Below are 9,802 nucleotides of genomic sequence, written 5' to 3'. Positions count from 1 at the left end.
CGGCCGGCGGCGCGCTCGGGCCGGCGTAGGCGGGGGCGGCGCCACTCCCGGAGCCGCCCGCGAGCACGCCGCCCGCGGCGGCGATCAGGACCGTCGCGACTGCGGTCAGGGGCACGGGGGAGAAGGGTCGCCGGTCGTCGCCGCCGGCCGGCCCGGGGGCGACCGCGGCCGGGTCGGCGAACGCGCCCTCGCCACGAGCGATCCGCAGCGGGTCGAGGCGACGGCTGCCGACCAGCGTTCCGCAGCTCAGGCAGTAGCGCTGGTCGCTGACGGTCGGCGCGCCGCACCCGCGACACGGGCCGATCGGCCCGGCGGGGACGTCGCCACCCGCTGGCGCGGGCGCACCGGCCCGCTCCGATCGATCGTCGACCCCGCGCATGACGAGGAAACCTCGTCCACGCGTGCGGTGATGGTGTTACTGGACTGTGACGGCCTGGTGGTGATGGTGTGATGGTTGGTGTGCGCACGTCAACCGGGTCCTGCATTCACGCGGTTGATACCGGATCGTCACAACTGTTGGTTGCGGGATGGCCATGCTCCCGGTCGCCGTTGTGCCACCCGCTGCCTTCGCGGGCGACGGCTGGGACCTCTCTCGTCACCAAGGAGCACCTTCTCGATGCGCAACTCCGTTCGCGCCTTCTCAGCGCTGGCCGTCACCGCGAGCTTCGCCGTGGCCGTCCCGGCCGCTGCGGAGGCCAAGTCCAAGGTCATCACGATGAGCGGCTCGACCTCGGTCTACCCGCTCGCCAGCCAGCTGGCCAAGAGCTACAAGAAGACGCACAAGGGCGTCAAGATCAAGATCGCCCAGGGTGGCTCCGACGTCGGCGTGACCGACGCGGCCAAGGGCGCGGTCACGATCGGCATGAGCTCGCGCGATCCGAAGACCAGCGGCGATCCCGGTGGCCTCGCGTTCACCAAGATCGCGCGCGACGCGGTCTGCCTGATCACCAACAGCTCGAACACGATCGGCAGCCTCTCCCAGGCGCAGGTCCAGGGCATCTTCTCCGGCAAGATCCGCGACTGGTCGCAGGTCCCGGGCGCGACGTCCAAGGGCACGATCAACCTGGTCACCCGGACCTCGACCTCGGGTACCGCGGACGCCTTCCAGAAGCTCTTCATGGGCTCGACGCCGCTGTCGACGGTCGTCGCGGCGAAGGCCTCCAACGGCCTCGTGCAGCAGAGCGTCAAGAGCGACCCGAACGCGGTCGGCTACGTGTCCCTGGACTTCACCAAGGGCGCCCACTCGGTCGGCTACAACGGCGTCGCCTGCACCCGCTCGAACGCCAAGGCGAAGCGTTACGGCGCGGTCCGCAACTTCTGGTTCGTGACCCGCGGCGTGCCGCAGGGCGAGGCCAAGAAGTTCATCTCCTGGGTCAAGACGAACAAGGCCGCGAAGAAGATCACCAACAAGGAGTGGCTCTCCCTCTAGGTCCAGGGGCGGGCGAGACACGTAGGAGAACGATCGTTGCTCGCCCGCCTGCGAGGACCGCTGACCGACCGCCGCGCCGGGCTCCTGCTCGGCGCGCCGGCCGTCGCGGTCGTCCTGATCGTCCTGGCGATGCTGGTCTTCGTGGCCATCCAAGCCTGGCCGACCTTCCAGCACAACGGGCTCGGCTGGCTCGGCGACGGGCCGGCTCCGACCGGCGGCACCGTCGACCAGCAGCTCGGCTCGATGGTCGAGGGCGGCGAGGCCCCGCCGCCGAGCGCCTACGCGATCAAGGCCTGGCCACTGATCTTCGGCACCGCCCTGACGACGGTGCTGTCGATCGCGATCGGGATCGTCGTCTCGGTCCTGGCCGCGATCTTCATCGTTGACCTGGCGCCGCGCCGGGTCCGGAACGTGGTCGTGCCGGTCGTGCGCCTGCTCGCCGCGGTGCCGTCGGTGATCTACGGCTTGATCGGGATCCTGGTCCTGGTCCCGTTCGTCAACGACAACCTGATCAGCGAGGGGCAGCGACAGTCGGTCCAGAACGTGATCCCGCTGACCGGCCCGGGGCTGCTGGTCTCCGTCGTGCTGCTGACGCTGATGGTGACGCCGATCATGATCGCGCTGATCACCGACGCGCTCGAGTCCGTCCCGCGCGGCTGGCGCGAGGGCGCGCTGGCGCTCGGGGTGACCCAATGGCGGGCCACGATGTCGGTCGCGGTCAAGGCGATCCGGCCGGCGATCGTCGCCGCCGCCGTGCTCGCCAGCGCCCGCGCCCTGGGCGAGGCGATCATGCTCTCGATGGTCTCCGGGTCCAACGGCTACGCGCCGCGGATCCAGGACGGCCTGATCTTCCTCTTCGAGCCGCTGCGTCCGCTGGCGGCGACGATCGCCGAGAACACCGAGTCGATCAACTCGGCCGCGCTGAAGTCGACGCTCTACGCGTTCGCCTTCCTGCTGCTGGTCAGCTGCTTCGTGCTCTCGCTCGGCTCGTACTTCATCAAGCGCTCGCTGCGCGCCCAGGGGGCCCGATGAGCACGCCGACGCTGCCCGCCCGCCCGGCCGGTGGAGCGGGAGCCGGCGCCGGCTCGGGGGCCAACGGCCCCCGTGAGCGGCTGCGGCGCCTACGCGCCGAGCTGCGCCACTGGCGCGTCACCGACCTGATCGGCGTCGCCGCCGCCTGGGTCGTCGGGATCGGCCTCTGCGTGGTCGCCGCGTCGATCCTCGGCTACATGCTCGTGCAGGGACTGCGCTACCTGAGCCTCGACCTGCTCGTCACCCAGCCGGAGCCGAGCCTCAACCAGACCAGGAGCGGCGGGATCCTCGACCCGATCCTCGGCACCGTGATCATGGTGATCGTCGGCACGCTGATCGCGCTGCCGCTGGCGGTCGGGGCCGCGCTCTGGGTCGTCGAGTTCGGCCGGCCGCGATGGCTGGCCCGGACGGTCGAGTCGATGATCGAGGTGATCGCCGGGTCGCCCTCGATCGTGATCGCGATCTTCGGCCTGGCGATCTTCCAGCTGCCGCTGATGTCGTGGATGTCGTTCACGGCCGACGGCGGCGCGGTCTTCGGCCGCAGCTTCCTGACCGCCGGCGCGATGATGTCGCTGATCGCGATCCCGTCGATCTTCACCGCCACCCGCGAGGCGCTGCTGTCGATCCCGCAGCACCTGCGCGAGGCGAGCTACGCGCTGGGCAAGACCCGCTGGTCGACGATCCGCGCGGTGCTGCTGCCCAGCGTCCGGCCCGGGATCGCGACCGGCACCGCGCTCGGCATGGGCCGGATCGCGGGTGACACGGCGATCATCGTGGTGCTGCTCGGCGCGACGCTGCGGATCGAGCCGGAGGGCGGCGTGCCGCTCTGGGGGACCCTCACGGGCACCGGGTCGACCCTCACCAGCTACGTCTACAACAACTCCCCGGCCGGGGAGGGCGGCGCGCCCGAGAAGGCCTACGCCGCCGCCTTCGTGCTGCTCCTGATCGTGCTCGCGCTGAACGCGCTGGTCTCGATCGCGGGACGGCGCGATCCCGCCCGGACGCTGCAGAAGTGAGAAGCGCATGAGTCGACCGGCCACCGAGTCACACGATCCCGCCGGGAGCGACGGCGACGGCACCCGCGGGGCCTACCCGCCGCCCGTCCGGCGGATCGCGCTCGACCGCGCGCCGACCGTCGTCGCCGACGACCCGGCCGAGCGGCCGCTGGTCTCGCCGTCGATCGAGCGCGCCCTGCGTCCGGCGACCGGCCGCGAGCGGCTGCGGATCGACGAGCTGTCGATCTTCTACGGAGACGCGCCGAAGCCGGCCGTCAACGCCGTCACGCTGCCGGTCCACGAGGGCGAGGTGCTGGCGCTGATCGGCCCGTCCGGGTGCGGCAAGACGACGCTCCTGCGGTCGCTGAACCGGCTGATCGAGTTGACCCCCGGCGCGCGCCGGCAGGGCCGCATCGTGCTCGACGGGGAGGACATCGACGGGCTCGAGATGACCCGCCTGCGGCGGCGCGTCTCGATGGTCTTCCAGCAGCCCAACCCGTTCCCGATGTCGATCTTCGACAACGTCGCCTACGCCCTGCGCGAGCAGTCCCGCAAGCGGCCGAGCAAGCGCGACCTGCTGCCGCGGGTCGAGCACGCGCTGCGCCGCGCCGGGCTCTGGGACGAGGTCTCCCACGACCTCAGCCGGCCGGCGCTGCGGCTCTCCGGCGGTCAGCAGCAGCGGCTCTGCATCGCCCGCGCGCTGGCGGTCGAGCCCGAGGTCCTGCTGATGGACGAGCCGTGCTCGGCGCTGGACCCGATCTCGACGACCGTGATCGAGCAGTTGATCCACGAGCTGCGCAGCGAGCTGGCGATCGTGATCGTCACGCACAACCTGCAGCAGGCCCGCCGGGTCGCCGACAACGTCGCCTTCATGTACCTGGGCGACCTGATCGAGTACGGGCCGACCGAGGAGCTGTTCGAGCGTCCGCGCGCCGAGCGCACGCGCGAGTACGTCGGGGGAACCTTCGGGTGATCCGGCGGCGATCCCCGACCCCGCGTCTCCGCGGCCCGCGCGTCGCGACCGCCGTCGCCGGTGCCGCCGCGCTCGCGCTCGGCGGCTGCACGACGACGCAGGAGCTGAGCGCGCAGCGGGCCAAGGAGCTGAGCGACATCGGCAGCCAGCACGAGCCGCTGGTCCGGATCGGCCGCGCGACCCCGGGGGTCCGGCTGGGCCGCCCGACGCTGCTCCGCGGCAGCGAGGGGGCGGCGGTTGCGATCGAGGTCCGCAACGAGGGCGACCACGCGCTCATCGACCTGCCGATCGGGGTCCGGGTCCGCCGCGGCAAGGCGTCGCTCTACACCAACCGCACGGCCGGCCTCGACCGCGAGCTGCTGCGGGTCGTCGCGCTGCGGCCGGGCGAGCGGCTGGCCTGGGTCAACGACCAGCTGCCGGCCGACGCCGGGCGCGGGCGGGTGACGGCCAACCCCGGCCGGGCGCGGACCGTCCCCGCCGCCCGGATCCCGCGGCTGCGGGTCTCCGGCCTGCACCCGGGACGCGAGGACGGCCGCGTCACGGCCTCCGGTCGCGTCCGCAACGACGGTCGGGTCGGGCAGGCCAACCTCGTCGTCTTCGTGACCGCCGAGCGCGGCGGACGCGTCGTGGCCGCCGGCGCGGCCGAGATCGAGCGGCTGGCGCCCGGCGCCAGCGAGTCCTTCGTCGCCTTCCTCGTCGGCGACGCCACCGGCGCGCAGCTCCGGGCCGCGGCGCCCCCGACCGTCCTCGCCAAGAAGTGATCGAGCCACGATGAGCACCGCACCCCTTCCGCCCTTCGACCCCCGCGCCGGGACGTGCGCCGCCTGCGGCGCGATCCTGGCGGCCGACCAGCGCTACTGCTTGACCTGCGGCGCCCGCCGCGATGGCGCGCGCCTGCCCTACCGCGACGCGCTCGCAGCCGAGCCGGCGCAGCAGCAGGTGCTGCCGGCGCCGGTCGCCTACTACGCGCCGGGCGGCGCCGGCGGCACCTCGCCGACGCTGCTGACGACGCTCGCCGCGCTGGCCTGCGTGCTGCTCGCGTTCGGCGTCGGCGTCCTCGTCGGCGGCCAGGGCGACGATCAGCAGCCGGTCGTGGTCGGCGGCGGCGTGCCGCAGGCCTCGGCGCCGACCACGACCGAGGCGGCCGCGACGGCGACCGACACCACGGCCGACGAGGCCGACGCCTCGAGCAACGAGGACAGCTCCGGCGACGAGGGCGACTCCGCGACGCCGAGCAAGCCGAAGGCGGCGCCGAAGAAGGTCGTCGAGGAGTCGAAGAAGGCACTCAAGGCCCTCGACCAGGCGAAGACGCCGAAGGAGGCCGCCGAGGCGTCGGAGAACCTCCCGGACGTCGTGGTGACCGGCGACGGCGACCCGAACGCGGGGAAGTGACCGTGCTCGGACGACGACAGCACTCGGCGCCCGTCGAGCAGCTGCCGGGGCCGACGCCCGGACAGTCGGCGCTGCTGGCCGAGCGTCGCCGGCTCGCCGAGGAGGTGGCCGAGCGGACCTGGGACCTCGGCGGCCTGGTCTACGAGATGGCGGTTCGCGACCACTTCCGGCTCGAGGTCCTGACCCGACGTGCCGCCGAGCTGCAGGTGATCGACGCGCGTCTCAGCGAGGTCGAGCGGCTGCTGGCCGACCACGCCGGGATCGCCGGCAACTGCCGGTCGTGCGGGGCGCCGCACGGCCGTTCCGCGGAGTTCTGCTGGAGCTGCGGCGAGCGACTGCTGGTGCGCGTCGTCGAGGGCCTCCCGGCCCGGGCGGCGGCGCCGGCGCCGCCGCCCGTGACCCCGTCGGGGAGGCCGCTCACGGCGGCCCACGAGCGCGGCGACCAGCCGACGATCGTGACGTCGCCGGTCGACGCGCCGACCAGCGAGCAGCCGGTCGTCCCGATCGACCGCGGCAACCGCTGAGCCCGGGCTGACCGCGACCCGCGCCGCCGCGCGCTCTGGCAGGCTCCGGGGCGATGGCCTGGCTGCCCGCCTATCTGCTGCACGGTGACGACCACGACCGGGTCGCGGAGCGGCGCTCGCGGCTGCGGGCGGCGGCCGAGCGCGAGGTCGGCGCCGAGGGCGTCGAGGTCCTCTCCGACGAGGAATCGACCCCGGCCGGCGCCGCCGCGGCGCTGTCGGCGATGACGCTCGGCCTCGGCCGCCGCTTCGTCCTGGTCGAGGGCGTCGAGCGCTGGAAGGACGCCGACGTCACGGCGGCCCTGGTCGGGACGCTGACGACGATCGATCCCGAGACGACGACCGTCGCCTTCGTGGCGATGGAGGACAAGAAGCTGCAGGCGCCGCCAGCGCTGGCGACCGCGATCGAGAAGATCGGCGGATCGCTGGTCGCCGAGCGGGCGCTGAAGGCCCGCGACCTGCCGCGCTGGGCGGTCGGCGAGGCCCGGCGGCTGGGGATCGAGCTGGACGGCGCCGCGGCCCAGGCGCTGGTCGGCGCGATCGGCGAGCGTCGCGTGCGGCTCGAGCGCGAGCTCGAGAAGCTGGCGCTGGAGCACGGGCCGGGTGCCCGGCTGTCGACCGCCGACGTCGAGGGCGCGGTCGCCGACGCGGCGGAGAAGCGGGTCTGGGACTTCGTCGACGCGATCATGGCCGCCGATCGGGCGACCGCGGTCTCCGCCTACCTGGCGCTGCGCGCCCAGGGCGAGTCGCTGGCCCGGCTGACGGGGATGCTCGCCTCGCGGCTGCGGATCGCGCTCGAGATCGCGCGGCGGCTCGACGCGGGGGAGGACCGTGGCGCCGTCGCCAAGGCGATCCGGCTGCCGCCGTGGCAGGCCGACCGCCGCGTCGCCGAGGCCCGCGACATCGGCGTCGCGACGCTGGCGCTGGCCGTCGACCGGGTGGCGTCGCTCGAGCTGGCCGCCCGCGGCGACAGCACGCTCGATCAGGACACCGAGGCGATCCGCGTGATCGGCGCGGTGACCGCGCGGCGCTGAGCGGGGCGCGGGACCGGCGGGGACGGTCGGCTTCCGCGGCTCGTCGCGAAGCGGTCGCTGCGCGACCGGAACGTCACGTCCGGTGGCGCCCCAGGAACGACGAACGGCCCGCGGGGCGGGCCGTCGAAGTGGGCGTCCGCGAACGGACGCCGGGACGTCGGTCGGTCAGGAGGCGGCCGCGCGGGTGCGCGCGGCACGGGCCTTCTTGCGGGCACCGGTGTTGCGGTGCAGCGCGCCGGCCTTGACGGCCTTGTCGATCAGGCTCGTCAGGTGACGGTGCGCCTCGTCGGCGGCAGCCGCGTCGCCGGACTGCGCGATCGACTCCAGCTGACGGAACTGGGTCTTGATGGCCGAGGTGTAGCGGCGGTTCTCCAGCCGCTCACGCTCGGTGCGCAGGATGCGCTTCTTCTGCGATGCGATGTTTGCCATAGAGCGACGGCGGATGATAGCGGCCCGGGGGCCGACCTGCGGTGCGCGTAGGATGCCGCACCGGTGCCGCCCTCGACCGAACGGATCACCGCGTCCGCCCCGACCGAGCCCACCATCGCCGGCGGCGTCACCGGATCGATCCCGGTGGCGCCCGACGGCGTCGCCACCGCCGAGGGGCGCGCCCGCAACACGATCATCTTCTCGATCGCGACCGGGCTGTCGCGGATCGCGGGGCTGGTGCGGGAGATGGTCGCCAGCGCGCTCTACGGCGCCAGCGGCGCGGCGAGTGCCTTCACGCTCGCCTTCACGGTCCCCAACCTGCTGCGCAGCCTGTTCGCCGACATGGCGTTGTCGGCGGCGTTCGTACCGGTCTTCACCGACCTGATCGAGCAGCGGAAGCGGCGCGAGGCCCTGCTGCTGATCTCGACCCTGTTCTGGGTCCTGCTCGGTGGCCTGCTGATCCTCTGCGTGGTGGCGATGCTGGCGGCGCCGCTCTACATGCCGCTGTTCGTGGGCTCCGAGGTCAGCGACAAGCTGGGCGGCTCGGCCGACGGGCTGGTCACCGGGCTCTCGCAGGTGATGCTGCCGACGGTGATGCTGCTGGGCCTCAACGGCCTGCTGGTCGGCGCGCTCAACGCCTACGGCCACTTCACGATCCCGGCGCTGTCGCCGCTGGTCTGGAACGGCGTGATCATCGTCGTCAACCTGGCGCTGCTGCCGACCTTCGGCGGCACGGGCGACGTCGACGGGATCTACGCCCAGGCGATCGGCGTGCTGGTCGGCACCGTGGTCCAGCTGCTGATGGCGGTGCCGGTCCTGCGCCGCTACGGGATCCGGCTGGTCCCGCGGGTGGATCTGCACGATCCGCGACTGAGACAGGTGCTGGTGCTGATGGTGCCGGTGGCGCTGAGCCTCGGCCTGATCAACTTCAGCGCGCTGATCAACTCGATCCTGGCCAGCCACGTCGACGACGACGGCCCGCGCGCGATCGAGGCCGCCTTCCGGCTCTACATGCTGCCGCAGGGGATCTTCAGCGTCGCGATCGTGACCGTCCTGTTCCCGGCGCTGAGTCGGGCCGTGTCGCGCCGCGATCGCCAGGAGCTGCGCGGGCTGGTCAGCAGCGGGATGGCGCAGATCGTGGTGCTGCTGGTTCCCGTCGGGCTGCTGTTCATGAGCCCGGTGATCTCGCACGACATCATCGCGACGCTCTTCCAGCGAGGGAAGTGGACCGAGGCCAACACCGACGCGACGACGACGGCGCTGATCTGGTTCGGCGCGAGCCTGGCGCTGAACGGCGTCAGCCTGCTGCTGAGCCGCACGTTCTTCGCCCTCCAGCGACCGTGGGCGAACACCGGCCTGGCGCTGGGGAGCCTGGTCGCGGCGGCGATCGCCTCGCTGGCCCTCTACCGGCCGCTCGGGATCGCCGGGATCGTGATCGGCACCTTCGTCGGCAACGTCGTGCTGGTCGCGCTGCAGATCCGGCTGCTGCGGCGCGAGACCGGGGGGGCGCTCGGGCTGGCGCCCGTCGCCCGCTCGCTGATCCAGGTCCTGATCGCCTCGGTCGTGGCGGTCCTGGTCGCCACCGGCGTCGTGCTGATCGGCCGGATCGGAGCCGACGCGGTCGCCGTCGGGACCGAGGCCTCGGTGGTGACGATGGTCTACCTGGGCCTGGCGGTGGTCGCCGGCGGCGTCGCCTACGCCGGGATGGCGCGGGAGCTGCGCCTGCGCGAGCTCGAGGTCGCGGGCGGCCGCTTCGTGCGGCTCGCCGATCGGCTCGGCGGCATCGTCCGGCGGCTGCCGGTGGTTCGCTCGTTGATCGCGCTCGCCACGCGGCCGGCGCCGCGCGCGCTCGGTCGCGGCGTCGGGGCGCTGCTCGGGGTGCTGGCGCTGCCGCTGGTGCTGGCGTCCGCGATCGCGCGCTGGCTCGCGGGGCGGTTGGTGGCGTTCGTGCCGGTGGCCGCGGTCGCCGGCACCGGGACGCTGCCCGCGTTGCCGGG

General features: G+C 73.4%; 10 protein-coding genes and 1 pseudogene. 9 read left to right on the top strand and 2 right to left on the bottom strand.

Annotated elements, in window-relative coordinates; genetic code table 11:
- Positions 1 to 379, bottom strand: a pseudogene (locus PAI11_RS26845) (hypothetical protein); the annotation flags it as partial.
- A gap of 237 nt (positions 380 to 616) precedes the next feature.
- Here PAI11_RS26845 and PAI11_RS05415 point away from each other — a divergent pair.
- The 8 genes from PAI11_RS05415 (at position 617) to holA (ending at position 7,376) form a co-directional block, all read left to right on the top strand.
- Entirely contained in the window at positions 617 to 1,429 is an 813-nt protein-coding gene (locus PAI11_RS05415) for a phosphate ABC transporter substrate-binding protein (RefSeq protein WP_007571694.1), read from the top strand.
- Between the two features lie 36 nt (positions 1,430 to 1,465).
- The gene (gene pstC, locus PAI11_RS05410; RefSeq protein ID WP_007571692.1) at positions 1,466 to 2,461 is read left to right on the top strand and encodes a phosphate ABC transporter permease subunit PstC; all 996 of its coding nucleotides are present in this window, start codon (positions 1,466 to 1,468) and stop codon (positions 2,459 to 2,461) included.
- Complete coding sequence (locus PAI11_RS05405; protein WP_007571690.1) at positions 2,458 to 3,477, top strand: PstA family ABC transporter permease; 1,020 nt, start codon at positions 2,458 to 2,460, stop codon at positions 3,475 to 3,477. Before pstC ends, PAI11_RS05405 begins: the two co-directional genes overlap by 4 nt.
- A 202-nt stretch (positions 3,478 to 3,679) precedes the next feature.
- The gene (locus tag PAI11_RS05400; RefSeq protein ID WP_040598538.1) at positions 3,680 to 4,429 is read left to right on the top strand and encodes a phosphate ABC transporter ATP-binding protein; all 750 of its coding nucleotides are present in this window, start codon (positions 3,680 to 3,682) and stop codon (positions 4,427 to 4,429) included.
- The gene (locus tag PAI11_RS05395; RefSeq protein WP_007571686.1) at positions 4,426 to 5,190 is read left to right on the top strand and encodes a hypothetical protein; all 765 of its coding nucleotides are present in this window, start codon (positions 4,426 to 4,428) and stop codon (positions 5,188 to 5,190) included. The genes PAI11_RS05400 and PAI11_RS05395 overlap by 4 nt, the downstream gene beginning before the upstream one ends.
- 10 nt (positions 5,191 to 5,200) lie before the next feature.
- Positions 5,201 to 5,821: a hypothetical protein gene (locus PAI11_RS26840; protein ID WP_040598534.1), complete on the top strand. Its 621-nt coding sequence runs from the start codon at positions 5,201 to 5,203 to the stop codon at positions 5,819 to 5,821.
- A 2-nt stretch (positions 5,822 to 5,823) separates the two neighbouring features.
- Positions 5,824 to 6,345 (top strand): hypothetical protein, encoded by a 522-nt coding sequence (locus tag PAI11_RS26835; protein WP_170320691.1) that lies wholly within the window; start codon positions 5,824 to 5,826, stop codon positions 6,343 to 6,345.
- A gap of 53 nt (positions 6,346 to 6,398) precedes the next feature.
- A complete protein-coding gene (gene holA, locus PAI11_RS05380; protein ID WP_007571680.1) occupies positions 6,399 to 7,376 on the top strand; it encodes a DNA polymerase III subunit delta in 978 nt (325 codons plus the stop codon).
- A gap of 165 nt (positions 7,377 to 7,541) precedes the next feature.
- Here the strand turns inward: holA and rpsT are convergent, their stop codons facing one another.
- Complete coding sequence (gene rpsT, locus PAI11_RS05375) at positions 7,542 to 7,805, bottom strand: 30S ribosomal protein S20 (RefSeq protein WP_040598532.1); 264 nt, start codon at positions 7,803 to 7,805, stop codon at positions 7,542 to 7,544.
- 63 nt (positions 7,806 to 7,868) lie between these two features.
- Between rpsT and murJ the strand changes: the two genes are divergently transcribed.
- A partial coding sequence (gene murJ, locus PAI11_RS05370; protein ID WP_040598531.1) for a murein biosynthesis integral membrane protein MurJ occupies positions 7,869 to 9,802 on the top strand: 1,934 nt, incomplete at its 3' end.

It is taken from the genome of Patulibacter medicamentivorans (assembly GCF_000240225.1).
In the GTDB taxonomy this organism is placed as follows: domain Bacteria; phylum Actinomycetota; class Thermoleophilia; order Solirubrobacterales; family Solirubrobacteraceae; genus Patulibacter; species Patulibacter medicamentivorans.
This window is presented reverse-complemented; position numbering and strand designations above follow the sequence as displayed.